Source organism: Lysinibacillus sp. FSL L8-0126, assembly GCF_038630385.1.
In the GTDB taxonomy this organism is placed as follows: domain Bacteria; phylum Bacillota; class Bacilli; order Bacillales_A; family Planococcaceae; genus Lysinibacillus; species Lysinibacillus fusiformis_D.
Genome location: NZ_CP152028.1, coordinates 589,420 through 614,557 on the forward strand (window position 1 = coordinate 589,420; position 25,138 = coordinate 614,557).

The 25,138-nt window shown below is 39.2% G+C and carries 22 protein-coding genes and 1 riboswitch; of the genes, 7 read left to right on the top strand and 15 right to left on the bottom strand.

The annotated features are described in order from the left end of the window. Window positions 1-21 precede the first annotated feature (21 nt). From MHI34_RS02915 to thiW, 7 genes are all read left to right on the top strand, one after another. Window positions 22-564, top strand: a complete 543-nt coding sequence (locus MHI34_RS02915) for an XRE family transcriptional regulator (RefSeq protein WP_036125534.1) — start codon at window positions 22-24, stop codon at window positions 562-564. A 17-nt stretch (window positions 565-581) separates the two neighbouring features. Continuing rightward, entirely contained in the window at window positions 582-1,688 is a 1,107-nt protein-coding gene (locus MHI34_RS02920) for an ABC transporter ATP-binding protein (RefSeq protein WP_036125536.1), read from the top strand. Next, on the top strand, window positions 1,678-2,487 hold the full coding sequence (locus MHI34_RS02925) for an ABC transporter permease (protein ID WP_058843427.1): 810 nt from the start codon (window positions 1,678-1,680) through the stop codon (window positions 2,485-2,487). Before MHI34_RS02920 ends, MHI34_RS02925 begins: the two co-directional genes overlap by 11 nt. Further along, on the top strand, window positions 2,484-3,281 hold the full coding sequence (locus MHI34_RS02930) for an ABC transporter permease (RefSeq protein ID WP_036125540.1): 798 nt from the start codon (window positions 2,484-2,486) through the stop codon (window positions 3,279-3,281). Before MHI34_RS02925 ends, MHI34_RS02930 begins: the two co-directional genes overlap by 4 nt. Continuing rightward, window positions 3,278-4,351, top strand: coding sequence for an ABC transporter substrate-binding protein (locus tag MHI34_RS02935; RefSeq protein WP_036125543.1), 1,074 nt, complete (start codon window positions 3,278-3,280; stop codon window positions 4,349-4,351). Before MHI34_RS02930 ends, MHI34_RS02935 begins: the two co-directional genes overlap by 4 nt. Window positions 4,352-4,579: 228 nt before the next feature. Then, window positions 4,580-5,776 carry a tetracycline resistance MFS efflux pump gene (locus MHI34_RS02940; RefSeq protein WP_036125545.1) on the top strand — a complete coding sequence of 399 codons (1,197 nt, stop codon included), beginning with the start codon at window positions 4,580-4,582 and terminating at the stop codon, window positions 5,774-5,776. Window positions 5,777-5,842: 66 nt separating this feature from the next. Then, window positions 5,843-5,950, top strand: a riboswitch (TPP riboswitch). A gap of 91 nt (window positions 5,951-6,041) precedes the next feature. Next, complete coding sequence (thiW, locus tag MHI34_RS02945; RefSeq protein ID WP_342504080.1) at window positions 6,042-6,542, top strand: energy coupling factor transporter S component ThiW; 501 nt, start codon at window positions 6,042-6,044, stop codon at window positions 6,540-6,542. Between the two features lie 244 nt (window positions 6,543-6,786). Here the strand turns inward: thiW and MHI34_RS02950 are convergent, their stop codons facing one another. The 15 genes from MHI34_RS02950 to MHI34_RS03020 all read right to left on the bottom strand — a co-directional run bounded on the left by MHI34_RS02950 (window position 6,787) and on the right by MHI34_RS03020 (window position 25,131). Then, window positions 6,787-9,384: a VWA domain-containing protein gene (locus MHI34_RS02950; protein ID WP_342504081.1), complete on the bottom strand. Its 2,598-nt coding sequence runs from the start codon at window positions 9,382-9,384 to the stop codon at window positions 6,787-6,789. Further along, window positions 9,368-11,113: a BatA and WFA domain-containing protein gene (locus MHI34_RS02955; RefSeq protein WP_342504082.1), complete on the bottom strand. Its 1,746-nt coding sequence runs from the start codon at window positions 11,111-11,113 to the stop codon at window positions 9,368-9,370. The genes MHI34_RS02950 and MHI34_RS02955 overlap by 17 nt, the downstream gene beginning before the upstream one ends. Before the next feature lie 11 nt (window positions 11,114-11,124). Continuing rightward, complete coding sequence (locus MHI34_RS02960; RefSeq protein ID WP_340812613.1) at window positions 11,125-12,000, bottom strand: DUF58 domain-containing protein; 876 nt, start codon at window positions 11,998-12,000, stop codon at window positions 11,125-11,127. Then, a complete protein-coding gene (locus tag MHI34_RS02965; RefSeq protein ID WP_036125553.1) occupies window positions 11,997-12,992 on the bottom strand; it encodes a MoxR family ATPase in 996 nt (331 codons plus the stop codon). Before MHI34_RS02965 ends, MHI34_RS02960 begins: the two co-directional genes overlap by 4 nt. A gap of 11 nt (window positions 12,993-13,003) precedes the next feature. After that, window positions 13,004-14,413 carry a hypothetical protein gene (locus MHI34_RS02970; protein WP_342504083.1) on the bottom strand — a complete coding sequence of 470 codons (1,410 nt, stop codon included), beginning with the start codon at window positions 14,411-14,413 and terminating at the stop codon, window positions 13,004-13,006. A gap of 12 nt (window positions 14,414-14,425) precedes the next feature. After that, window positions 14,426-15,271 (bottom strand): ABC transporter permease, encoded by an 846-nt coding sequence (locus MHI34_RS02975; protein WP_036125707.1) that lies wholly within the window; start codon window positions 15,269-15,271, stop codon window positions 14,426-14,428. Further along, the gene (locus MHI34_RS02980) at window positions 15,268-16,203 is read right to left on the bottom strand and encodes an ABC transporter ATP-binding protein (RefSeq protein ID WP_036125709.1); all 936 of its coding nucleotides are present in this window, start codon (window positions 16,201-16,203) and stop codon (window positions 15,268-15,270) included. Before MHI34_RS02980 ends, MHI34_RS02975 begins: the two co-directional genes overlap by 4 nt. Beyond that, entirely contained in the window at window positions 16,203-18,593 is a 2,391-nt protein-coding gene (locus MHI34_RS02985; RefSeq protein WP_036125712.1) for a hypothetical protein, read from the bottom strand. The genes MHI34_RS02980 and MHI34_RS02985 overlap by 1 nt, the downstream gene beginning before the upstream one ends. Before the next feature lie 173 nt (window positions 18,594-18,766). After that, window positions 18,767-19,654, bottom strand: a complete 888-nt coding sequence (locus MHI34_RS02990; protein ID WP_036125714.1) for a LysR family transcriptional regulator — start codon at window positions 19,652-19,654, stop codon at window positions 18,767-18,769. 68 nt (window positions 19,655-19,722) lie between these two features. After that, window positions 19,723-20,163 carry a cyclic-di-AMP-binding protein CbpB gene (gene cbpB, locus MHI34_RS02995; RefSeq protein ID WP_036125716.1) on the bottom strand — a complete coding sequence of 147 codons (441 nt, stop codon included), beginning with the start codon at window positions 20,161-20,163 and terminating at the stop codon, window positions 19,723-19,725. Window positions 20,164-20,360: 197 nt separating this feature from the next. Continuing rightward, window positions 20,361-20,600 carry a hypothetical protein gene (locus MHI34_RS03000; RefSeq protein ID WP_036125717.1) on the bottom strand — a complete coding sequence of 80 codons (240 nt, stop codon included), beginning with the start codon at window positions 20,598-20,600 and terminating at the stop codon, window positions 20,361-20,363. 63 nt (window positions 20,601-20,663) lie between these two features. Further along, complete coding sequence (gene fadH, locus MHI34_RS03005; protein ID WP_058843419.1) at window positions 20,664-21,431, bottom strand: 2,4-dienoyl-CoA reductase; 768 nt, start codon at window positions 21,429-21,431, stop codon at window positions 20,664-20,666. 154 nt (window positions 21,432-21,585) lie between these two features. Further along, window positions 21,586-22,770 carry an iron-containing alcohol dehydrogenase gene (locus MHI34_RS03010; RefSeq protein ID WP_036125723.1) on the bottom strand — a complete coding sequence of 395 codons (1,185 nt, stop codon included), beginning with the start codon at window positions 22,768-22,770 and terminating at the stop codon, window positions 21,586-21,588. A gap of 16 nt (window positions 22,771-22,786) precedes the next feature. Beyond that, window positions 22,787-23,548, bottom strand: a complete 762-nt coding sequence (locus MHI34_RS03015; RefSeq protein WP_342504084.1) for a 3-hydroxybutyrate dehydrogenase — start codon at window positions 23,546-23,548, stop codon at window positions 22,787-22,789. 62 nt (window positions 23,549-23,610) lie between these two features. After that, window positions 23,611-25,131: a CoA-acylating methylmalonate-semialdehyde dehydrogenase gene (locus MHI34_RS03020; protein WP_342504085.1), complete on the bottom strand. Its 1,521-nt coding sequence runs from the start codon at window positions 25,129-25,131 to the stop codon at window positions 23,611-23,613. Between the last annotated feature and the right edge of the window lie 7 nt (window positions 25,132-25,138).

Consider the following 25,138-nt stretch of genomic DNA (forward strand, 5'->3'; position numbering starts at 1 on the left):
ACTTCTTCTAGGAGGGAAAAGATGCAAATAGGAGCAAAAATTAAAGCGCTTCGTTTAAAAAAAGGTCTTACCCAAGAGGAACTTGGAGAACGTACAGATTTAAGTAAAGGTTATATCTCCCAATTAGAACGTGATTTAAACTCACCTTCTATTGAAACATTATTTTCTATTTTGGAAGTGTTAGGTTCAACACCTAAAGATTTTTTTGATGATGACTCACCTGAACAAAAGGTTGTCTATACAGAAGAAGACCAATCTATCTATACAGATGAAGAAAAAAATTATGAAATTCAATGGCTAATCCCTACATCTAACGAAAAAGAGATGGAACCCATTTTCTTAACCTTTGCTGCTGATGGCGAATTCAAGCAATTTGAGCCGTCGCTCTCAGAAACATTTATTTATGTTGTCAAAGGACGTATTCGTCTTGTTTTAGGGAATGAACAGTATATTGCAAGTGAGGGCAATGCTCTTTATTTTGACGCGACAGATCATCATCAAATTTTCAATGCACATGCAGATGAAACTAAAATTTTACTCGTTGCAACAGATTCTTATTTATAGCTTAAGGAGGCGCATCAATGACAACGAATTCCATTATCCGCTTTGAAAATGTTTCAAAGTCTTATAGTGACGGTACCGTCGTCTTAAAGAATATCAACTTGGAGCTTGAAAAAGGTAAATTTTATACACTCCTTGGTCCATCTGGTTGTGGAAAAACAACCATTTTACGAATTATTGCTGGTTTCACAGAACCAACGACTGGAGATATATTTTTCCACGATAAAAAAATTAATGCAGTACCTGCAAATGAACGTCAGGTCAATACTGTTTTTCAAGATTATGCGCTATTTCCTCATTTAAATGTTTTCGAAAATGTCGCATTTGGACTACGCATTAAAAAGCTGCCTGAAAATGAAATAAAGGAACGTGTGGCTGAGGCATTAAAATTTGTCAATTTGGCAGGCTACAGCAACCGTGAAATCTCTGAAATGTCTGGTGGGCAGCGTCAGCGTGTGGCGATTGCGCGTGCCATTGTTAATGACCCTGAAGTCATTTTACTGGATGAGCCACTTTCCGCATTAGACTTAAAGCTACGTACTGAAATGCAGTATGAATTGCGTGAATTACAGCAACGTCTTGGCAAAACCTTTGTCTTTGTTACACATGATCAAGAAGAAGCACTTGCTATGAGTGATGAGATTTTTGTTTTAAGTGAAGGACAAATTCAACAATCAGGTACGCCAGTGGATATTTATGATGAACCGATTAACCGCTTCGTGGCTGACTTTATTGGTGAATCTAATATTGTACCAGGTGTGATGATTGAAGATTTCAAAGTTGAATTTGCTGGCAAAATTTTTGAATGTGTCGACCAAGGGATGAAACCAAATGAAAAAATTGATATTGTTATTCGACCAGAAGATTTAGAAATGACAACTATCGATAAAGGGAAACTTGTGGTGAAAGTGGATACACAATTATTCCGAGGCGTACATTATGAATTATCGACGTACGATAAGGATGGCAATGAATGGCTAGTCCATTCATTGAAAAAAGCAGAAGTAGGGACAGAAATTGGCTTAGGCTTTGATCCTGAGGCTATTCACGTAATGCGCTTAAATGAAACTGAGGAAGAGTTCGATAAACGATTAGAATCGTATGGAGACGATGAAGATGCAAACTAAGACATCGAAATCAGCGTTATTTCCATATGTGTTATGGATTGCCTTTTTCGTTATCGCGCCGATTGCCCTCGTTGTTTATTATTCCCTACTTGATTTACATGGCAATTTCACGCTCGATAACTATAAAGCGTTCTTTACTTCTGTTTACTTAAAGATGACATTGAGCTCGTTTTGGTATGCCTTTTTAATTACATTCTTTACTTTATTAATTTCATACCCAACTGCTTATTTCTTAACGAAGACAAAGCATAAACAGCTTTGGCTTCTGCTCATCATTATTCCTTCTTGGATTAATCTATTGTTAAAAACATATGCCTTTATCGGCATCTTTGGATTATATGGACCAATTAATGCATTTATTGAAGTATTTGGCTTCGATCCTAAGCAAATGCTCTTTACGGATATTAGCTTTGTCTTTGTATCGGTCTATATTTTTATTCCGTTTATGATTTTACCGATCTTCAACTCCTTAGATCGATTAAACCCGACGCTTATTTATGCAGCACGCGATTTAGGTGCCTCTGCTTTTACAACTTTTCGCCGTGTCGTTTTACCATTAACAATGGATGGCGTTAAATCTGGAATTCAAGTTGTCTTTATTCCAGCGCTATCCCTGTTTATGATTACACGCTTAATTGCCGGAAATCGCGTCATCACGCTTGGTACAGCGATTGAACAGCAATTTCTTGTAACACAAAATTGGGGGATGGGTTCTACTATTGCTGTGTTCTTAATTTTATTCATGGTGATTATTATGCTCATTACGGGACAAAAAGATAAAGGAGGTCGCGTACGATGAACAAACTATCTGCATCAGCTAAAGTCTATTTAACGATTGTTTTTATCGTTCTGTATGCTCCCATCTTCTATTTAATCTTTTACTCGTTCAATAGTGGTGGCTCCATGAATCACTTTGAATCCTTTACTTTAGAGCATTATAAAGCTGTTTTTGAAGATTCACGTCTTCTTGTTATATTAATTAATACTGTAATCGTGGCATTACTTTCTGCTTTGATTTCTACTATTATTGGCACACTAGGTGCAATCGGTATTGTGACTGTCAAGGATTCAAAAATGCGCAATACTTTACTATCCTTAAACAATGTCTTAATCGTCAGCCCAGACGTTATTATTGGTGCTAGCTTCTTAATTTTATTTACAATGGTTGGCATTAAGCTTGGCTTTGCGTCTGTCTTGTTAGCCCATGTCGCATTTAGTGTACCGATTGTTGTTCTAATGGTTTTACCTAAACTACTAGAAATGAATAAATCCTTAATCGATGCAGCATTAGATTTAGGGGCTACGAAAAAGGATATTATGATGCGTGTCATTCTTCCTTATATTCAACCAGGGATTTTTGCGGGCTTCTTCCTTGCCCTTACGTATTCTTTAGATGATTTTGCCGTGACATTTTTCGTAACGGGTAATGGCTTCAGCACATTATCTGTAGAAATCTACTCCATGGCCCGTGCAGGTATTTCTTTAACGGTTAATGCTATTTCTGGTTTGGTATTCTTTGTTACGGTGTTAGTCGTTGTTGGTTATTATTTCATTACAAGTCGTACGAGTAAAAGAATGGAGGGACAACGATGAAGTCATTAATTCAAGCTACCATCGCCATCCTTGTTGTTTCAGCCCTTTTATTCTATGCGGCTGACGCCTTAAGTGCAGGCGGCGGTAAAAGTGGAAAAGACACGTTAACAATCTTTAACTGGGGAGAATATATTGATCCTGACTTGCTGAAACAATTTGAAAAAGAAACAGGCATTCATGTCATCTACGAGACATTTGATTCCAATGAAGCGATGATGACCAAAATTCAACAAGGTGGAACAGCATATGATATTGCCGTTCCATCTGAGTATATGATAGAAAAAATGAAGGAAGAAAATTTATTGATTCCTTTAGATAAAACAAAAATCCCTAATTTTAAAAATATCGATCCTTACTTTTTAGATTTACCATTCGATGATGACAATAAATATTCGGTCCCTTATTTCTGGGGAACAGTAGGCATTGTCTACAATCCAAGCCTTGTGGGAGATTTAGATTTCTCTTCTTGGGATGATTTATGGGATCCATCCTTAAAACGAAAAGTCTTTTTAGTAGATGGTGCTCGTGAAGTCATTGGAATGGGCTTAAACAGTCTCGGATATTCCTTGAATTCACTAGACAATCAGGAACTACGTGAGGCTACTGATAAATTAATCACACTTGCACCAAATGTAAAAGCCATCATTGGAGATGAAATTACACCATTAATGATCAACAATGAGGCCACTGTAGCCCTTACTTGGTCTGGGCAAGCAGCAGATATGATGTATGAAAATGAGGAGCTAGACTTTGCTGTACCTGAGGAAGGCTCGAATTTATGGTTCGATAATATGGTCATCCCTAAAACATCGAAAAATATCGACGGTGCCCATGCCTTTATCAATTTCATGCTAAGTGCTGAATCGGGTGCACAAAATGCCGATTATGTAGGCTACTCTACGCCTAATATCGCTGCTATGGACTTAATGGATGAAGAAGTTGTTTCTGATGAACGCTACTATCCTTCTGAAGAACAACGCGATACATTAGAAGTTTACAAAAATTTAGGACCAGACTATTTAGGGAAATATAATGAATTGTTTTTAGAATTTAAAATGAGTATTCGTTAAAGCATATAAAGGTCTATCGATGAATTTTTATTTTGTCGATAGATCTTTCTCTATTATCTTCCTGCTTTTGGCAGCACTTCACCTATTGTCTGTTTATTCTTTTCTACATCGTGGATTGGTATTGCTGCACTAGCAGGTATGTTTCATTTCAGACTTTCAACCGATATGATGATAGGATATCTTATGATAGACTTTAGTATATTTGATTATAAAAAGGGGGTTCATTCGATGACCCAGCAGAAGTCCAATAAGGCGGCTTTATATATTTTAATGTTTAATATGTTTATCGCAATGGGGAGTATTGGAATTATTATTCCTGTCATGCCAGAGTATTTAAAAATTTTTGGTGCAGCAGGACAAGTTCTAGGTATGCTAATTGCAACGTTCGCCTTAGCTCAATTCGTATTTTCTCCAATTGCTGGGAATCTTTCGGATCAGTATGGTCGGAAAAATTTAATTATTTTCGGTCTTATTGTGACAGGTCTTGCACAAATCGGTTTTGGCCTAGCCACAGACGTCTGGATGCTATTTTTAGCACGCTTTTTAGGCGGTCTAGGTTCCGCATTTGTTGCACCTCCTATTATGGCATTTGTAGCTGACGTTACTACCTACGAGGAACGTGGAAAAGGTATGAGTATGTTGGGTGCTGCTATGTCACTGGGCTTTATGATAGGGCCAGGAATAGGTGGTTTCTTAGCAAAGGTTAGTTTACATTTTCCATTTTTCACGGCAGGAGTTGCTGCCATACTTGCATCTGTTTTATCTTATTTTTTATTACCATCTACTAAACCAAACACTTCACATGACAAGCAAAAGCAAGAAAATCTGGCGAAGCAAATGGCTCGTTCCATACATATGCCTTATTTCGTTATGCTCATTATCATGCTCGTGTTCTCGTTCGGAATTGCCAACTTCCAAACAACCTTGTCATTATTTGTGACAGAAAAGTTTAATTACACACCCGTAGATATTGCGATTATTTTAGTTGTCGGTGGTGCTTTTGGGGTAGTTGTACAAATGTTTGTGATTACACCACTTTTTAATCGCTTTGGTGAAATGAAAGTTGTGTTAGTCAATTTATTTATTGCATCTGTTGCTATTTTCTTAATATTGTTTGTATCTGGCTTCGCTCTTATATTAGTTGTAGCAACTATTTTCTCTACAGCAACAACACTAATTCGTCCTGCTGTAAATACACTAATTTCAAAGCTTGCAGAGAAAGAACAAGGGTTTGCTGCGGGCTTGAATAATGCTTACATGAGCCTTGGCAATATGATTGGACCAGCCTTAGCAGGTTTACTATTTGACTGGAATATGAACAGTCCATATATTTTCGGATCTATCATATTATTAGCCTGCTTCTTCCTTGCACTCATCTGGACATTGAAAAAAGCACCTCATCTAATGCATCCTGATACGAAATAGTCAGAAAAATCATTGACTATTTTTAACATTATGTTACATTAATGTTGGTTAATAAAATTGAATGATATTTACCACTGGGGGAGCCTTTAAAAGGCTGAGACGTATATGATGATGTACGGACCCTTTGAACCTGATCTAGTTCATACTAGCGGAGGGAAGTGGCGCTACTTGCTATTGTCATTGTCTATGCAAGGCCGCTTCCTATTGTTTAAAGGAAGCGGCCTTTTAATTTCCCTCATGATTTTATTCAGGAGGAGTGAACCTTATGTCAATTCGTAAAATGACAATCATGGCTTTATTAGTAGCGATTGCTGTAGCAGGATCTACCTTTGTATCCATACCAACAGGCATCGCACGCGCCTACCCCGTTCAGCATGCTGTTAACGTAATAGGAGCTATTATACTAGGACCCGTGCCATCAGTTCTAGTTGCCTTTGTGACAGCCATCATTCGTATCTTTACTGGTACAGGCTCTCTTTTAGCGATTCCTGGTAGCGTCATTGGAGCATTGTGTGCGGCCCTTGCCTACAAATACAGTAGAAAATCATGGCTAGCAGGATTCGGCGAAGTTTTTGGCACTGGTATTTTAGCTTCACTTATTGCCGTACCCTATGCAAAATTGCTTATGGAGACATCCGTAGCCGCATTATTCTTCATGCCAGCCTTTTTAACATCAAGTACCATCGGGGCCATCTTAGGTGTTATGGTAGCTAGCACTTTGCGAAAATCGGTACTAGTAAAGAGTTTTAATTCTTCGCTTTATTGAGTGGTGCTGAGTGCTTTTTGATTTTGGAAATCCTTTAAGATGTGCGAGAAGATTTCTTTTCTAGTCTTTGAGCGGGGTTCGTTTCTTTATGAGCGTCTCTCTCCCCCGAGAAGCACTTTTCGAAGGCTGCACTGTGTCAATCACCTTTGCACCCCTTTCCTAGCGGAAACCACCATTTTTTAAAACCTCAAAGCATTTAAAAAAGCAGTGCAAAATGGAATGATTTTGCACTGCCTTCACTCTATTATGATCGTTTTTTCATACCCTTTAATAGTTGGGCTACGTTCGTGTCTCCTGCTTGTACAGGTTTCTCCTCAATTGGCTGCTCTTTTTTATTCGTTTTTGTTAGGAAACTCCACCCAAAACGTCTTATGGTAATATCCATAAAGAATAGAAGCATACTTGCTAAAAGAAGCCATGTAGCAATGTTTTGTCGATCCGCTCCTTTGGTTGTAAAGTCACGGAACACATCTTGTGGTTCTTTTAAAACGGCTCCCCCTGTTTGATTTGTTAACTCTTCAATCAGTTTTTCATTAACAGGGAGCAGTTCATACTCAGCACTATAAGGAACACTTAGACCTGCCTGATAAATGGCCTGCTGCTCATCCGCTATACGGAAGAAAATCAATCCAGGTTCGGCCTGTACAACAGCTCGAACTTGGGAGGCTGAAATGGTTTCTAACTGTGTTTCTAACTCCTCCCCTGCTTCATTAACCGCTACAATGTCTAAAAATGCGGCTTCATTTGTAGGGTCTGTAATCATAAAGGAGCCATCAGCTTCTAATCTCACATCATAGGCAACATCATTATAGCTTGGCAACATTTGTGAAATAAGCGTCTGCCAAAATGTTCCCCAGTCCTGCCATCTTGCCCAATCTCCTGTCCATTTACCCGTTGAATCGGATGTAAAAGCAAATGTTTTACCGAGTCCATATTGCCATTGTGCTAACACAGGATCTTCCTTCTCACTTTCTGCAATTACGGTTGTCCCTTGCTTAGCTGTCGTTCCAATATAAGCATTCATTTGAGGGACGCCATTGGCAAATAGCGAATTCCATCCTGCGGCATTATAAATTGCTGGATAAAACGGATTATCCTCAATATAGGTACGAGAAATCATAGCTGTTTCACGAGATAAAATAGAAGGAATGGTTTGTTCATCAATAACATCATAGAACCGTCCACTACCCATATCACTAAGTGCTTCGAGTAAGTTAGCATCAGCATCTTGTCCAATCGCTACTGTTGATAAAGTGATACCATTTTCTTTTCCCTCAGCAATTAAATCCTCATAATTCCCAGATTGTGATTGCCCATCGGTTAAAAGAATAATATGTTTACGTTGAAGCTTTAAATCGGCGAGATTTTCATAGGCTTTAGCTAATGAACTATAGATTTCTGTTCCGCCTCCTGGTGTTACTGATAGAATGGTATCCACTGCCTCTTCTTTACTTTTAAGAGGTGCGGTTTCTATGATTTCCCAAGGACGATCATCGAAGGCGATAAAGCCTAATGTATCCTCATCTCGTAGCATTTCAACAGAACGTGCCGCTGCTTCCTTAGCTAGCTCTAGCTTCGAGCCATGCATACTGCCAGAACGATCCAGCACTATGACTAGCCCTAATGAAGGTAATTGCTCCTTGCCCTTAATTTCCATCTCCACAGGCAATAACGTTTCAATTGGCGTTTTAAAATAGCCTCCTAAACCAAAACTATTTTCTCCACCAACCATCGTGAAACCAACCCCAAAGTTTTTGACTGCTTGCTCAATCACACTCATTTTCGCCTCACCAACTAAATGACCAGGCACATTGTCAAAAATGATCGCATTATATTGTAAATAGCTGGACAGTTCATTTGGTAGGCTTTTAGGATCGACAACATCATAGGCAATGGATTGACTACCAAGTGCTGCCGCGATAGGTGAAGCTGTTTCATAGCCATTGACGATGAGTAAATGGGGTTCACTTTGTACCATTGTGACACTTGTTAATTTATTGTTTTCAAAAATAGCATCCTGCCCAACTTGAATAACTGCTTCGTATTTTACAAGTCCTTCAGCTGTTGCTGCGTGTTTATAGGTAAACACATTTGTACCTTCCGTCAGCTCAACTGCCTCGCGATGAATTAGTTCATCATTTTCATATAATAACAGCTCCCCTTGCCCTGCTACTGTTGCATGAATTTCTGTTACTAATTGTTGCTGCTCTCCTACATAAGCAACCTGAGGAGAGACAAAGCTTTTGAGCGACACATCATGGACAACTGGTAGACTAAAAGGTACAACGTCCACACTAATATTGGCACCTTTCAATCTGGAGACAAATTCTAAAGCATCTCCTTTTGTCTCATTACCATCTGTTAATAATACAAGGCGAGTCGCTTTTTTTGGATCAACTATGCCTGTTGCAAGCTGTAGACTTTGTTCAATATTCGTTTGATCTGTTGCTTTGATTTCTGTAAGCTTCGGTACATCCTTTAATTCTTTAGACAAAATGGCTTCTGTTTGTAAAGTGGAAGAAAAAGAATAGATCCCTGCAAGTTGGGGTTCTTTTTTAGATTGTAGGCTCTCCTGTATAAACTGAACCATCTCATCTTCTGTACCATTCATAGACGCAGATCGGTCTAGTAAATACACGATCTGTTCTTCTTTTATCGGTAATAATAAATACGGCCCTGCAAGTGCCAAAACTAAACAGCATATCGCTACTATGCGAATAGCAAGCACAACAATATGACTCTTTTTTAGTCGCTGCCGTTCTCGAAAATAAGTCCATCCAAAATACAAGAACAATGGAAGTAATAGCAACAATACTAATGGCGTATCAATTCGTAAATCCACGACGTCGTTGCACCTCCCACTCTGCAACAAGCAAAATTAAAACTATTACAATTAACCAAGGTACGAAGGAGGCCATCGATACCTCTTCCTTCCCATTGTCTGAAATGTCGCCTAATGTATAGCTTGTTCCTTGTTCAATAACACGTTCCTGGGCTTGCAATTGCACAATAAATTGTTTTTCTTCATTATTTGAACGTACCATATAAATACCTGGTTGTTTTGGTGCAATTAACATGCCCTGTGTAATAGAAGAAAGAAACTCATCTTCTTGCGAATAAACACTCCAGTCTCCTTGCGCTAAGGCTACTGCACGCTGTTCATTCGGTGTGAAAATACCAAGTGAACCGACTGATTCTGTTAACTGTTGCTCAGTACTCCATAAAAATAGCGGGAATGATGGATGCAATGGCCAATCTGTATCAGCAATATCCGCTAAAACAACGATATCCCCTTTAGGAGAGCGTTGGATAAACGGCTCATCTCCTACAGAAGCAATGGTTTCATAATCCGAAAATCCAGGATAAATAGCACTAACATAAATATCCTTTAGTTCGCTAAAAGCAAATAATGCATCACTTTTAGCACTTACTGTACCACTTGCTTCCACTTTTTCGGCATCATCACGTCCAAATAATACTAGCGGTTTCTCCATCTTCTCCAATAAGGCTGTTTGGTTTGTGATGACAGTTGCATCCTGATTGTCAGCTACTTGTAAAGACGGAACGATTTTCACGCCGCTACTGACACTTTGAAAACCTTTTTGTATCAACTGATGCATACCCTGATCAACAACAATTTTTGAAGTAGTCGTTTGTAGTAAGACGGTTTGTTGATTGTCTACGGCATAATCATCGTTTGCATCAATAATAGCTGTCATCGATTTTGCTAAGGGCAAATCTTTGAAGGTTTTCGTAATGGCTTCATTTGGAGGCACAACGACATGTTCTGCTACCAGCTCTTCACCCTCTGCATTTTGTATCGCTAATGTCACCTTTTGTTCAGCAGTTGTATCATTATGGAGCTGTACAAGTGCCATCGTAACCTGACCATCTGTCGTTGCAGCAAAGCGTGTAATGGCAATATTTGTTAAGTCTTTTGCAGCACCTCTAACTAGCCATTTCACTGAATCTTTATCCATTGGTAATTGCCTTTTATCAAGCGTATCTGTAAAAACATAGATAGAAGTCGGTGTATCACCCACAAATGCCTGTGCAACATCCAGTGCCTTCGTCATTTCAGCCGTTTCATAGGATACTTGTAAATCTTTAATCGCTTTTTCAATGTCATTCATATTTGTTTCTTGCTGCAAAACGGCTTTTGGAGCGGCACCTGTTGTAATCAATGTAACAGGTCGCCCATTCAACTCTTCCATCAATGTCAACATTTCTTGCTTATGTGTGTCAAAGGTTGATGAATCTTTTCCTGCTAGCATCGTGGCTGATGTATCAACAATAAATATCGTTTGCGCACCCACAATGGTTGATTTTTTCACATATGGATTCATCAGCGCCAATACAAGTAGCAGTAAGGCTAGCAGCTGTAAATATAGTAAGGCATTTTTTTGTAAATGCTTTAAATAAGGTGATACACGGGTTTCCTGCATAATTTCAGACCAAAATAGAGTCGAAGAGACAGTTTGATCAGTATATTTTTTACGAAAGAAATAATAGAGTAGGACAATGACCGGGATGATGGCCGTCCAGCTAAATATAATTTGACTAAAGCCCAATACGGCTCACCTCACCTAATCCAATGTGCTTTTAATAATTGTTGAAAGATCGCATGTTGCAGTCCATCTTCCACTTTCAATTGTAATTTTCGAACGCCAAAGCGACGGCAAATGGCTTCAAATTCTTCTTCATGTAATAATCGTCTTGCATGATAGGTGTCTAATACTTTAGTAGACATCGTCACATTGACATCATTGCCTGTTTCACGATCAAGAAGGCGGACATCCCCCAAATAATTTGGTGATAACTCTTCTTGCGTAACAATTTGCAAAATGCGAACATCCCCAGCATAGCGTGGTAGCCTTTTTAACAGCTGCTCCCATTCCTCAATTGGCTCTAACCCATCTGTAATAATGAAGAGTACGGTACTATCCTTAGGCATAGCTTTTAGTGCACCCTGTGCAAATCGATTGGCATAATTCGCTTCTTCTATATCTGTTACTACTTGTAAAAAAGCTCGACGATACACGGCACCCTTCCGTCGAAACGGTGGTTTCACCTCATCTTGGACAAACGAAAAAGACAAACGATCATCACGACCGAGCACCATTAAGCCGAGGGAAGCCACAATTTGACGAGCAAATAGCCACTTAGCGCTCTCCCCCATTGATTTAGTAGTATCGAGTAAAATGTGTACACGCATCTCTTGCTCGTCTAAAAACCTCTTGATAAAGTATTTATCTGTTCGAGCAAAAACGTTCCAATCTACTTGGCGTACATCATCACCTAAATGGTATTCTCTAAAATCTGAGAAATCGAGAGAAGCCCCGAAGCGTTGTGAACGGTGCGAACCCTTATGCTGCCCGCGTAGTTTGGAGGCCGTCGCTACTTGAAAGCGACTGATTTTTGCTAACCAGTCTTCGGGCAATAAGTATTTTGCTGTCACTTGCTAACACCTTGTTGAACTTTTTCTAAAATAACATCAATCACATCATCAGCTGTTTTCCCTGAAGCCTCCCCTTCATAATTCAACAGCATTCGGTGACGTAAAACCGGTTTTGCAACAGATTTTATATCAGCTACAGAAACATGGAAACGTCCGTTCATAAGTGCTCTAGCCTTTGCTAGTTTTATTAAGCTTTGCAAACCACGTGGACCACTGCCATACATGGCATATTGTTTAACTTCATCCAGAGCATCTGGTCTTTCAGGATGCGTAGCCACCACTAGATCTGTGGCAAATTCCAGCATTTCATCGGCAACCATTACTTCTTTCACCATTTGCTGAGCTTCCATAAGACCCTCAGTATTCATCATCTTCTGTAAACCAATTTCCTGCGCACCTGTCGTTCGCTTCATAATTTCCATAAGTTCACTTTTTTCAGGATACGGTACAAGAATTTTACAAAGGAAACGGTCCATTTGTGCTTCAGGTAATGGATAGGTTCCTTCCATTTCAATAGGATTTTGAGTCGCTAACACGAAAAATGGTTTCGCCATTTTTTTCGTATCCCCCAAAATCGTCACCGTTTTTTCTCCCATTGCTTCCAACAAGGCACTTTGTGTTTTCGGTGTTGCCCTGTTAATTTCGTCGGCTAACACCATTTGACTAAAGATTGGCCCAGGTTGAAATGTAAATTGTTGCTTGCCATCAGGCGTCCGTTCAATCATACTTGTCCCTGTTATATCAGCAGGCATAAGATCGGGTGTAAATTGAATACGCGAAAACGACAAATCTAGTACTTCAGAAATTGTACGGATTAACATTGTTTTCCCTAATCCTGGTAAACCTTCTAATAAGGCATGACCATCTGCTAGAACTGCATACAACGTATAATCAATTGCTTCTTCCTGTCCAACAATGAAGCGATGAATTTCTTCTTTTACTTGGTGTAATTTCGCGCTCATCTCTACATACTGTTGCTCTGTAAATGCCATTTCTTTTCCTCCTACTGCGACTCAATTGACGTGAAATAAGATTGCACGACATTTTGTAAATCCTTTGGTAATTGTAAACGCTCTGAGCTTTCTAAATAACTGTCTTTATAGGAGCCAATTACTTCTTCATATGGTCGAATGGAGCCCTTTGTTATTGGCCCATTTCCCTGTTGCTCAGATACGTGAGAACCATCTCCTAACGCTCCACCATCTACTGATGTCTCACTTGATCCGCCAACTCGATTAGGTGTCGTTAATAAATTTCGACCGCCTTGGCCACTTCCTGCTCCTTGCCCTTGTCCTTGCCCTTGTCCTTGCCCCTGTCCTTGCCCCTGTCCTTGTCCCTGTCCTTGTCCCTGTCCTTGTCCCTGTCCTTGCCCTTGTCCCTGTCCTTGCCCTTGCCCCTGTCCTTGTTGTTTGGAACCACTTTGAGCATTATTTTGACCAGACTGACTTGCTTGGCTTTGCTGATTGCTAGGTTGGGCATTGCCAGAAGACTGTTGATTGTTTTGTTTGTTACTGCTTGCATTTTGATTGGCACTAGCAATAGCATTTTGTAAGGAATTACTTGCTGGCTTACCAAGCTTGCTCATAGCCGTTTGAGTAGCATTTGCATTTTCTGTTAGCTCTTGCTGCATTTGAGCAAGCTCTTTTAGCTGCTCAACCTCTTCCTTCGATAAGCTTTGTTCTTCTTCTGCCCCATCTTGACTAGCCGTTTGTTTATCCTTTAATTGCTGTTCCTTTAGGGCTAGTTCCTTTTGCTTTTTCACAACTTCCCGTAAAGCCTCTTCTGCCGTTTCAGCCTCTTTTAAAGTATTTTGAAGCTCTTGCAATTGCTCCTTAACTTCTTTTGTTTGTGCTTTTTTCTCTAGTTCAGCAACTTCCTTTTTCATATCTTCGATAACAGCTTGCTCTTTTTCAACCTCGATTGCTTCTATTTGCGTCGCTGCTGGAAACATATAAAGAATGGCTAGTACAACTGTTGTGACGAATAATCCGATAAATGCCTTTGGACGAAACAGATGTTTCTTTCGAGCCTTAAAGTCAGCAAAAGCTTTTTCAACATTTTGTATGGCTTTAGATAATAAAGATTGGACAAGAGGGTCCTGATCATCTTTAAACGATAATGCTGTCACTAACTCATTATGAGAAAAATAATGATCCAGAGTATGCAAAGCCTCTCTTTCGTTGACACGTTTCCACCATATGTAAACAGTAGTTGCAGCCATAACAGTAATGAATGCACCTAATGCTATTTGACGATAATATGGCCAAACAAATAGTCGGGAAATTAAAACGAGAGAAGCACTCGAAAGCAATGCCAAAAACAAACCGTACTGTGCAATGGGAATACTTCTTTCAAGAGTTAAGCTCGACTTTGCACGCTGAATATATTTTCGTAACTGCTTACGACGCTCCATACCAATTCCTCCTCATCGGTTACTTTTCATGTTGGCACGTAATTTTTTAATTGCAATCGTTAAACAAAGTACAATAATCAATACATAAGCAATTAAATACATAATCCATACAGGTAGTTCTATACCAGAAAGCTCAGCTAACGCATCACCCATCTCTGGTGAAATAAGCGTCAACATCAAGGCACCTGGATTGATAGACGCCCAAAAATAAGTCATAAAGGAGGTACTTGTACCAATGGCATTACCCATTTGATGAAAGGCCATTGTTAAAAAGAAGAAGAATGCTGTAATACCACCTAAAAAAATAATCGATCCATATGTTGCAATCATGGCCACAATGGTTCTCTTTGTAATTGTTGAAAACATCACACCAATACTACCTATTGCTACTACAGTAACTAAATAAAATAAAAATATAGAAATAAGCTGTGAAGGTGATACACCACCGAATAGAAATACTAAGCTATATAGTGGTAATCCTGCTACCAGCATCAATACTAGAAATGCTACAGAGGATAATAATTTTCCAATAACAATTTGTGTAGAACTTTGTGTTGTTGTTAGTAAAATATTTAAAGTTTGCTTCTCACGTTCACTACTGATGGCACCTGCAGTTAAACTTGGAGTAATGAAAAGAACTAATGCCATTTGTAAAATGGTTAGCACAGCAAACATCATAAAGCTTGTTTCTGGTCTAAAGAAGCCCCTGCCAGTAAATTCAGTCGTAAGCAATAAAAATCCTGCAATGAAAATACACAGTACTGCTAAGTAAAACATTAACCCTGAGAAGCTTTTAAAAGAACGGAAGCGCAACTTCAATTCTTTTACGAGTACCGGATTATAGAATCTTTCCATCATTGATTGTCCGCTCCCTTCGTGATTGCCATAAAGACATCCTCTAAATCTTTCTCTTCCTCACTTAATGCATAAATCGGTAAATCGGCAAGCATTGCCTTTTTTAATAATGACACTTGCTCTGCGTCTGTTCCACGGTAATTAAAGGCTATTTCTAAGCGATTGTCGATGACATCAATAGAAGAAATATGGGGATCTTCCTCCAAAAATGCACGTACTGCATCGAGTCGATCTGTCACTTTCATCACAATACGCTTTTCTCCCTGTAGTTGTGCTTGAATCGCAGCTACATTGCCATGTGCAATTAGCTTGCCATTATCAATGACGCCGATTTCATCACACATCTCAGCAAGCTCTGGCAAAATATGCGAGGAAATTAAAATGGTTTTCCCCATGGATTTTAAATTCCGTAAAATGTCTCGCATTTCCACACGAGCTCGTGGATCTAAACCTGATGCAGGCTCATCCAAAATCAATACCTTGGGATCGTGGATAAGGGCACGGGCTAAACATAAGCGTTGCTTCATCCCCCGTGATAATAAATCCACATATTCATAGCGTTTGTTTGTTAAATTCACTAGCTCTAATAGTTGTGGAATTAACACTTGACGCTCTGCTAGCTGAATACCGTAGCTCGCACCATAAAAATCTAAATATTCATCTACTTTTAGCTGGTCATAGACACCAAAGAAATCAGGCATATAGCCAATTTGCTTGCGCACTTCCTTCGGTTCCTTCACAACACTTTTGCCATTGATCAAGGCATCACCAGAAGTTGGCGACAATAGTGTGGCTAAAATAGAGAATGTTGTAGATTTCCCTGCCCCGTTAGCACCAACAAATCCAAATACAACGCCTTCTTCTAAGGACAAGTTTAAATGATCTAATGCTGTAAAGGAGCCATATCGTTTCGTTAAGTCACGAATTTCTATCATTATTTTGCCACTCCTTTCAGCTCTATATCTGGTAATTTCGTTTGTTCTCCAGATGGATCAGGACCATATTTTATTTCCATTCGCAGTTCTCCATCTTGATTAAAGTACTTTGAAATTTTATCCGTAAACACTTGCTTTGTATCTACCAGTGGTTCATATACGTTAGTTTCATTATTCCAGATCGCTATCTGCATACGTGCAACATCCTTATTGGAAACTGTGAGCTCATTAAGTGATTGAACAGCATCCATAAATTGATCTGGCATTGCCATTGTGACTTCGTATAAACCATCAGATAGGTACCAATTGTTCAATTCATCAATTTTTTCATAGTGTCCACTTGCTGAAAGTGGTACTAATGTATAAGTGAAGTTATTACGCTTCATTGTAAATGGACCTGATAGCTCCACTTTTCCTTTAAACGGTTGAACAAGCGTAGTAATCGGTGACATATTAGCACTTGTTTCTAGTTCAACTCCTACAAGGGCTTGATCTGTCCAAGCTGTGAGTATTGGCTGGTTATCATTTTCTACAAGCGGTAATGCTAATGATTTCATTCTTTCAATACGCATTGGGTCTACCTCATCCTTCTTCGATGGGTAACTATAATTATAATTATTGAATATCGATGGTTTTTGAAGAACCGTTGTTTTCAGTTCCTTATTAACCTGTAACGTTCCATTCGCTTCAATATCCCCTAGCTTCACTTCTTTCACACCAGAAATTAATGTGACATCTTTTAATGTGAATGGGAAATTATTTTTAACCGTTCCTGTTAGCTTTTCATTTTTCAATGTTATATCAATATCCATCTTGCCCATATTTTGAGCTGACGTTTTTCCACCAAAGGATTGCACAGACCAGTAGCTTAAGTCGCGTAATGTTAACGTCGAACCGTTAGCATTTTCTTTTATATAAGAAGATTCATGCAAAGCTCCCATCGTCCCTGTGAAATTATTGTAATTTCTCAAAGCAATGGCAGTCGTATTTTGATCAGCATTGACCACAAAATCCCCACTACGATTTGTTAGAATCGACTCTACATAATAACCATTTACACTACTATCTTCGTTTACTTTATAGAATGCAGATTGTTGAACTTGTGGCTGAACAATACGATCCTTGGCTCCAACAATAAAGAGAACAATTGAAAGGACAATTGAAATCGATGGAATGATCCACCATGCATGCTCACGCTTGTCCATTTTTTTAAGAACAACGTAAAGCAGTGGCCCGATAATTAAAATATAAAGAATAATGACAATTAGCATATAGCTTACTGATACTTCAAAGGATGGAAATAATTCATTAATGTTACGAAGCTCATAAGAAATTTGGTCGAGTGATGATTGCCCCTGTCTCATCATCCCTTGCTGCGAAATGTTCTGAATATCAATCATTTTAGCTATAAGGGCAGCATAGCCGTCCATTGATGCAAGCGGTTGATCACCTAAAGAGAAAGCTGTTTGAATAATTTCTCCACTACCAATTTTTTTCTTTGCTGCTAACACTGTATTATTTTCTGTTAGTACTGGTAAACTTCCTTCACTACTAGTAGACGAGTAAACCGAAATAGGCTGTGTAAAAATGCCTCCACCCGATAATTTAGTTAATGCCTCTGCAGAAATAGAAGTCATCTCTTGTGATAATGATAATGGTAAATACTCTTTCAAAATACCTGCAGTGGCATCAATTTGGTCAGCAGCCCCTAAGAGTAATGTACCGCCATCTTGTACCCATTTTAGTAAGGACTCTTGTTGTTTTTGTGTTAAATCGGCTATCGCCACTTCATCCACTACAATGACATTGGCCATAGCAAGTCCCTGTGAATCTTCTGGGAATGTATAATCTTTTAATTGATTAATATTAAATACTTCGACACTGCTTTGAACAACAAATGTTGATAAACGTAAAAAGGCCGATAGTCGATCACTTTTATCTGTTAATGTATAAATAAACGTTGCTGAAGGATCTAAAAAATTAGATTGTAGGCGTTTAGTTCCTTTATAGGCAACCTTTTTTCCTTTCTCAATGCTTCCCTCATAAAAGGCAAATAAATCTGCGTCCGAATAACTATAGTCAGCTAACCCATCCTGATAGAAAGTAAATGTCTTTTCTTCTCCTGCTGCTATATCGATTGGAACGACGATTGCTGATGCAGCCTCATAAGAATTGGCAGAATTAATGGCCATATCTCCAGAAAAATCTGCACCATTATTTTTTACTGTTACTTGTAGTGGCACCACTGATTGATATTTAGCTTTACCTGAAATACCCGCTGTTGCTTTGACCTCTAATGTAGCAGCAGCACTTGCCTGTGTAGAAGGCAATAAAAAGCTAATTACAAGCATGACTAATAAGGTCAGTGCCGTCATTTTTGTCTTTTTCAAAAGCTCAACTCCTTTTTATGTAAATAGATGGTTACATAATTATACGATTTAAATTGCATTTTGTTCCATTTCTTATGATATCTTCATGAATATTCATAAACTCTTAAGAAATAAGCGATTTAATAATGAATACAAAAAGGCAATTCCGACATGACTTGGAATTGCCTTTTTGGCTATTTTGTATAATCAAACAAACAACGTGCATGATCCTGCACTACTTCAACAAAAGCCTCTACCTGTCTCAATTCAAAGGAGGATTCATAGCCAATTAACCAAGTATCTCGCGTAAGCCCAAATTCCTTTTCATCATTGGACAGCGGGATTTTATGAATGGCATCGTGGTCATTTAAAGTAATGGAAGGTAAAATAGCATAGCCGATGCCATTTAAGGCCATTTGCTTACAAATCTCAATTTGATCCACTAAAATTTGTTTTCTAGGATTTGATGCAAAATGCTGTTGCCACCATTGTTGAATTTCTTGATAGTAGTTAGAATCACTTTTATATTGTATAAATGGACGGTCTGTCTTCAACACATCTTCAATGGTCTTAACTTCTTTGTCCACTAAATAAAGAGTATCTCTGAAAAGGTGAATCTTTTCTCCCTTCCAGTCAACTTGGCCACGTACAATGCCTACATGTGCCTCGCCCTCATAGAGTGCCTTGACAATTTCAGAGCTCCAGCCCGTCATCAGTGATATTTTAGCTTCAGGATATTTTGACACAAAATCCTTTAAAATTTTAGGTAGCCAGTTTTGACCAACAATGGATGCACAGGCAATTTTTAATGTCCCGTTGACCTTTGTTGTTAAGGATTGAATGGTTTCAAAAATCTCTTCTTTTTTAGCTAGCATTTCCTTCGCATACGCAATCACCTGTTCTCCAGCGGGAGTTGCAGTTAGCCCCTTTTGTGAGCGAATAAATAACTGTGCACCCCAGTCTTTTTCAATCGTTTGTAATCGTTGAGAAAGGGCCGGTTGGGATAAGAATAGACGCTCTGCTGCTTTCCGCATATTGCGTTCTTCAGCTAAAATTTTTAATACTTCTGCCTCTGTTGCCATCAATCTTTAAACCTCCACTACAAGCAAAGAGGGCCTCATGATTTTCATCTGAGTTCCCTCTTAAGCTACTACTCTTTTTGATAAATATATTTTTTCAATTGCTTCAAAATAACACGTCTTGTTAAGATCCCTGCAAATGTACCGTCTTCGTCTACTACACATAAAAAGGCGTGGTTAATGACTAAATCTAAAGCTCGCTGGAACGTATCCGTCAACTTCAATACGGCAATTTCTTTGTCCATTATAGAGTCAACTTTAATATCAGGTAGCTTTTCGTATTCAATATGCTCAAGACCAAGAATCGATTCGGTAATCATTTTCATGCTAAGTAAACCTTGAAGTCGATATTTCAGATCTAATACAGGTATGGACGAGTACCCTGTACGCGTTAGTACAAGGAGTGCATGTTCTGCACTATTTCCACTTTGTACATGCGCAACTTTTTCAGAGGAAATAATAAATTCACTAATTGGCATTGCTAATAAGTCTTTGCTGTTAGTTGAAATCATGAACTTCTTCTCCTTTTCTGTTCTCGCTGTGGAGAACAGTCCTTCTCTTTCATCATATCATAACTTTTCTATGTATGACCATGACCAGGTCGGGAAGAGTTTTCATGAACAATGAATTATTTTGGTCTATCCTACAAAAGCTAAGTATATCTTCATTCAGTCAAGTTTCTACTTAACTGAATGAAGATGGTTTCTATCTAATAACCAGCCTTACTCCAGTAATAAAAAATCATAATCCCTAAAAAAAGCAAAAAAATCGCATAGACCCAAACAATGGGGTTCAACATCGTGGCATACTCTTCGACTGTTTCTGAAATCGGTGTATCATTTTCAGATTTCCGTTCAGAGGTCATTTTTGCAATTTTCAGCGTAGACACAAACGAAATTGCAGAAATGATCACAATGGCAATAATAGCTGGAATTAACCACATACCCATAGGTAACACTCCTTTCTTTACCCTTAGTATGCGTCAACCCAGCTCACTGTTATGCAAATATTTTTAGAATGGATATTGATTGAGCCATTGCCCACCATCCAGTGTTACACATTCTCCATTCATATAGCTTGCCTTGTTAGACATCATAAACGTAGCTAAATCAGCAATTTCTTCTGGTGTTCCTATACGACCTAATGGAACTGAATCTAGCGTACGAGCTGCTGCTGCTTCGGATTCCCAAAGCTTATCTGCCCCACCTGTTCGTTCAATTGGGCCAGGTGCAATCGCATTAACACGAATACCATACTGTTTTCCCCACTCGACAGCCAACGTTCTCGTCAGTGATAATACACCAGCTTTTGCTGCAGCTGAGTGAACAACACCAGCTCCAGCATTCCAAGCATAAGTAGCCACCATATTTAAAATAGATCCTTTTATATTATTTTTAATCCAATAATTCCCAATTACTGAAGAACAGAAAAATGTACCATTTAACACAATATCCACAACAGCCTTCCACCCATTCGGAGATAGATCCTCAGCTCGTACAATAAAATTACCTGCCGCATTATTTACTAGCCCATCCACCTGACCGAATTTATCAATAGCAAATGCGAGCATGGCCTCTGCATGCTCAGGTACACGCACATCCATTTGAAACGTCTCAATAGAGGGACCCGCCTCAGCAATAAATTTTTTAGCCTCTGCTAATCGTTCTTCGTCACGCCCTGTTATGACAACATTAGCACCTTCAGTGACGAATTGCTTTGCCATATAAAGCCCCATACCACTTGATCCACCCGTAATAATAATCGTTTTCCCCTGTAACATTCCATTTCCCCCTTAGTAAAAAATGAATGATGATTCATTAGAATTTTACTATATTTTCTCGAATATGTCATATTAATTCTATAGATTACTAGAATATTTTCTGTTTTTTCAAAAAAAGAGAGCTATTCAGCAGTTTGAATAACTCTCACAATCATTAAAACTCATACGTATAGGCAATTTTATATAGTTCCATTAATTCTTCTTTTGTTGGTATCTTCGGATTATTGCTAGGACTGCCACTTGCAAGAGCATCCTCAGCCATTTTAGGGATAGCATTGTAAAAAGCTTGTTCTTCTATTCCCCAATGTTTTAAATTGCCAATCTTCATATGCCTACACATTACCTTAATGGACGTAATGGCTAATTGTGCTAGCTCCTCTTGTGAATACGACTCTTTTGTTTTATTAAAAAACTGTCCTAAATCCGCTAGACGATCTATACAAGCTTCTTTTGAATAGTCCAATACAGCTGGTAAAAGCATCGCATTGGAGATGCCATGTGGAACATGGAAGAGTGCACCGATTGGACGCGACATTCCATGAACTAAGGCAACAGAAGCATTTGAAAATGACAGCCCTGCCTGCATGGAGCCTAATGACATCGCTTCCCTCGCATCCACATCATCTCCTTGCTCATAAACTTTAAGTATATTATTGACGATTAATTCCATGGCAGATAATGCAAGAACATTCGAATATGGATGCGCTAAACGTGATAAATAGCTTTCAATGGCATGACTTAAAGCATCAATTCCCGTTGCTGCTGTAATCGCAGGCGGTGATGTTATAGTTAAAACAGGATCGACTATTGCAACAGTTGGCATAAAAGCTGGCTGTTTAATCATCATTTTTACAGCCGTTTTTGTATTCGTAATAACAGTTGCATCTGTGGCCTCAGAGCCTGTCCCCGCTGTGGTTGGTATGGCTATATGCGGTATTGGTGCATGCGCTGCAACTTTGGCCATTTTCATATAATCTCCTATGTAGCCACCATTTGTAGCTACTACCGCAATCGCTTTTGCCGTATCAATACAGCTTCCTCCACCAACAGATATAATGACATCACAGTGGTGTTTCTGCAGCAGCTGTAGTCCCTCGGCTACATACGTATCATCCGGCTCAGTTGTCACTCCTAAGTATGAAACAGCCTCTATCCCTTGGATTTTTAACAAGGTATGACACTGCTTAACAAAACCTAAGCGATCCATGATTGGATCACTAACGATTAATGCCTTAGAGCCTAATGCTTTGGCATAGTCCCCTACTTCCTTAAAAGAATCACGCCCATATACAATGGTTCCTGGTGAATGAACGGTAAAGATTGTTTTCGTTTGAATCATATTTCACCCTCCTAAGCTATTGAGCCGTATAACCACCATCTAAAAGAATCGCCTGACCAGTTATCCCCTTTGCTATATCGCTTGCTAAATATAAAGCTAGCCCTGTAATTTCAGAGACATCCAACAGCCGTTTTTGCGGTACAAGTGGATAAAGCACCTGTTCTAGTACTTCCTCTATTTGAATACCTCGAGTCTTCGCTAAATCGCTCAATTGATTGTGCACTAATTCTGTATCCACATAACCTGGACAAATGGCATTAACTGTAATCCCATCATTTGCTACCTCCAGGGCTGCCACTTTTGTTAACCCAATAACACCGTGCTTTGCTGCGTTGTAACCAGCCTTACCGGCAAACCCGATAACCCCATTGATGGAGGCCATATTGATAATGCGACCAAATTGATTGTTCTTCATATGTGGTAATGCATATTTCATCGCCACAAATGGTGCAACGACCATGACCTTTTGCATAGCCTCAAAAATCTCCGTTTTAAAGTCTTCAATCAATGAGACATGTTGAAATCCTGCATTATTAATTAAAATGTCTATTGTTGAAAATTTTTCAATCGTAAATGCAACAGCCTCTCGTATAGCTTGTTCTTCTGTCACATCACATGTATATACCGTTAAAGAAGGGTTTTGAGCAACCGCTTCCTTTAAAAGCTGTTCATTTTTATCCGTAATTACTACATTTGCTCCTTCCCTAGCAAATGCTTGGGCGATGGCAAGACCAATGCCACGAGCAGCCCCTGTAATGAAAACTGTTTTTCCTTGCATACACCATTCCATCTCCTTTTTTAAGAAAAAGAGCTGTAAGAATCTACAGCTCTTTGTTTGTATTAGTCGTTATTACTTGGGAATGCAAATGTAGATGCTGTAGAGGCATTACCTGCCATCCAACGCTCTGAAATTGTCTTAGTTTTTGTAAAGAATCGTGCCTGATCTGGACCAAACATATGCCCTTCACCAAAACGAGAGCCTTTAAAACCAGCAAAATTATGGTAGCCAACTGGAATTGGAATTGGTACATTGACACCTACCATGCCAACATCTATTTCAGTCGTAAATTGACGAGCTGCTAACCCGTCATTCGTAAAGATTGTGACACCATTGCCTAGCTCATGTTTATTAATAAGTGTAATAGCCTCCTCCAGTGAATCTACACGTACAACATTACGAGCAGGTCCAAATACCTCTTGCTCATAAATTTCCATCCCTGGCTTTACATGATCTAATAATGTAGGTCCTACATAGAAGCCTTTAGATTCTTTGACAATATCAAGTTCACGGCCATCACAAATCACCGATGCTCCCTCAGTTTCTCCCCGCTCAATTGCAGCAAGAATCGCCTCTTTTGATTGTTGAGAAATGACAGGGCCAAAATCTGCATCAGGGTCTGTATATGGACCTACCTTCAGATTAGTGATTTTCTTTTTAAGAATCGCCACTAGACGGTCTGCTGTCTCTTTCCCTACAGGCATAATCGTAGATATTGCCATACAACGCTGAGAGGCTGCACCATATGCTGCCCCAATAAAGGCATTTGCTACCTGTTCAAGGTCTGCATCTGGCATCACAACCATATTGTTTTTACCACCACCAAGGGCAGTGACACGTTTTCCATACTTTGAGCCTGTTTCATAAATATACTTCGCCACCGGTGTTGAGCCAACAAATGAAATGGCTTGCACAGTTGGGTTTTCCAAAAGTTCATTAACGGCATCCTTATCACCATTTATCACTGTCCAAATACCATCGGGCAACCCAGCTTTTTTCCACAGCTCACTAACAAACAATGCAGTCATTGGCACACGTTCTGATGCTTTTAACACAACAGCATTCCCTACAGCAATAGCCATACTTGTTTGTGCTAAAGGCACCATAATTGGGAAGTTAAATGGCGAGATGGCCGCCACTACTCCTAATGGATATTTTGCAGAATAGGCATTAATTTGCCCGCCAACATTAACAGAGTATTCCCCTTTCATTAAGTGTGGGGCACCGATAGCTAAGTCAACAGATTCAAGTCCTCGGGTGATTTCTCCTTTAGCATCTTCAAGCGTCTTTCCGCTTTCTGTACAAATAATTTGCAGTAGCTCCTCCATATTTTCTGTAATAAGGTTTCGAAACTTTAAGACAATTTCTGCTCGCTTTGCCACAGATGTGTCACGCCATTTAGGAAATGCCGCTTGTGCTTGCTCAATTGCCTCCCGTGTTTCTGCTATTGTGGCAAGTGGTACTTTTGCAATGACATCACCTGTTGTAGGATTGAATACTGAACCATAACGGCCGCTTTTTCCTTCCACTAAATGTCCGCCAATAAAATGTGTTAATGTTTGAATTTCTTGTGCTGTTGTCATTTTTCTT

Bases quoted from the DNA above. Each gene is read 5' to 3' on its own strand.
- MHI34_RS03010 (WP_036125723.1), bottom strand. From the start codon at position 22,770: ATGATTCAAACGAAAACAATCTTTACCGTTCATTCACCAGGAACCATT.
- MHI34_RS02930 (WP_036125540.1), top strand. From the start codon at position 2,484: ATGAACAAACTATCTGCATCAGCTAAAGTCTATTTAACGATTGTTTTT.
- MHI34_RS03015 (WP_342504084.1), bottom strand. From the start codon at position 23,548: ATGCAAGGAAAAACAGTTTTCATTACAGGGGCTGCTCGTGGCATTGGT.
- MHI34_RS02935 (WP_036125543.1), top strand. From the start codon at position 3,278: ATGAAGTCATTAATTCAAGCTACCATCGCCATCCTTGTTGTTTCAGCC.
- MHI34_RS02925 (WP_058843427.1), top strand. From the start codon at position 1,678: ATGCAAACTAAGACATCGAAATCAGCGTTATTTCCATATGTGTTATGG.
- cbpB (WP_036125716.1), bottom strand. From the start codon at position 20,163: ATGATTTCAACTAACAGCAAAGACTTATTAGCAATGCCAATTAGTGAA.
- MHI34_RS03020 (WP_342504085.1), bottom strand. From the start codon at position 25,131: ATGACAACAGCACAAGAAATTCAAACATTAACACATTTTATTGGCGGA.
- MHI34_RS02975 (WP_036125707.1), bottom strand. From the start codon at position 15,271: ATGATGGAAAGATTCTATAATCCGGTACTCGTAAAAGAATTGAAGTTG.
- MHI34_RS02980 (WP_036125709.1), bottom strand. From the start codon at position 16,203: ATGATAGAAATTCGTGACTTAACGAAACGATATGGCTCCTTTACAGCA.
- MHI34_RS02965 (WP_036125553.1), bottom strand. From the start codon at position 12,992: ATGGCATTTACAGAGCAACAGTATGTAGAGATGAGCGCGAAATTACAC.
- MHI34_RS02915 (WP_036125534.1), top strand. From the start codon at position 22: ATGCAAATAGGAGCAAAAATTAAAGCGCTTCGTTTAAAAAAAGGTCTT.
- MHI34_RS03000 (WP_036125717.1), bottom strand. From the start codon at position 20,600: ATGGGTATGTGGTTAATTCCAGCTATTATTGCCATTGTGATCATTTCT.
- MHI34_RS02990 (WP_036125714.1), bottom strand. From the start codon at position 19,654: ATGGCAACAGAGGCAGAAGTATTAAAAATTTTAGCTGAAGAACGCAAT.
- MHI34_RS02940 (WP_036125545.1), top strand. From the start codon at position 4,580: ATGACCCAGCAGAAGTCCAATAAGGCGGCTTTATATATTTTAATGTTT.
- MHI34_RS02970 (WP_342504083.1), bottom strand. From the start codon at position 14,413: ATGGAGCGTCGTAAGCAGTTACGAAAATATATTCAGCGTGCAAAGTCG.
- fadH (WP_058843419.1), bottom strand. From the start codon at position 21,431: ATGTTACAGGGGAAAACGATTATTATTACGGGTGGATCAAGTGGTATG.
- MHI34_RS02920 (WP_036125536.1), top strand. From the start codon at position 582: ATGACAACGAATTCCATTATCCGCTTTGAAAATGTTTCAAAGTCTTAT.
- thiW (WP_342504080.1), top strand. From the start codon at position 6,042: ATGTCAATTCGTAAAATGACAATCATGGCTTTATTAGTAGCGATTGCT.